General features: G+C 44.1%; 2 protein-coding genes. Both read left to right on the top strand.

What is annotated here, in order from left to right:
* Window positions 1-133: 133 nt before the first annotated feature.
* A complete protein-coding gene (locus A3739_RS01480) occupies window positions 134-490 on the top strand; it encodes a sirohydrochlorin chelatase (protein WP_068477186.1) in 357 nt (118 codons plus the stop codon).
* A gap of 55 nt (window positions 491-545) precedes the next feature.
* Window positions 546-845, top strand: a 300-nt coding sequence (locus A3739_RS01475; protein ID WP_197471945.1) for an NAD-dependent epimerase/dehydratase family protein, incomplete at its 3' end; no start/stop codon positions are given.

The raw sequence follows: 845 nt of genomic DNA, 5'->3' as shown, positions 1-845 counted from the left end.
AAATATAGAATACTGTGTTCAGATACCAGAGTTGATGGTTCATCGCGCACGGAATACCCAATATAACTCATGAAACTAATCGGACATGACGATTCATCCGTAGCGTCGAGCAGAACTACTTTCAGGAAAATACATGAAGACAAAAATTATTCTTTTGGCTCACGGAAGCAGTAATACGAGTTGGTCCGACGCCTTTTTTGATATGACAAAAACATTGCGCGAGCAATTTGATCAAGCCGACTTAGCCTTTATGGAGCTAAGCGAGCCTAGCCTGCAAGACGTTTGTGCACACGCTGCGAGCGAGGGATACGAGCAAATACAGGTTCTCCCCTTATTTTTCGCGACAGGCCGACACTTGAAGAAAGATGTGCCGAACATGATTAAAGAGATCAAAAACGATCTGTCGGTCGATATAAAACTTCTACCCGCTATTGGGGAGTTGCCTGAGTTTCGCGACGCGCTAATGACAATCGTGCAAAGTAAACTATAAGTCAGATCAAGGCGTAGCGATTCATACTGAACTTGCCATGTTACAGGATGCGACAATGCAAACACATTATGATTACTTGGTCACTGGTGGTACTGGACTGATAGGTTCAACATTTATTAAGTCGCTACCAGCCGGCATCACAGTTCTTGTATTAACAAGACAAAAGCACCCAAAACGTCTCGATAAGGTCACAGCGAACCTTAAGTTGATTAGCAACTTAAATGATATTAGCGACGACACGATAATCGATCACGTGATTAATTTAGCGGGTGAGCCAATTGTCGATCGCCCATGGACCGAGTCACGCAAGCAGGTTCTACGCAGCTCACGAATCGGAGTAACTGAACAACTTGCA

It is taken from the genome of Oleiphilus sp. HI0067 (genome assembly GCF_001635735.1).
The sequence above is the reverse complement of the archived record's forward strand: the minus strand, read 5'-3'. Positions and strand labels throughout refer to the sequence as shown.

Coding starts and splice junctions, on each gene's coding strand:
- A3739_RS01480 (WP_068477186.1), top strand. CDS start 134: ATGAAGACAAAAATTATTCTTTTGGCTCACGGAAGCAGTAATACGAGT.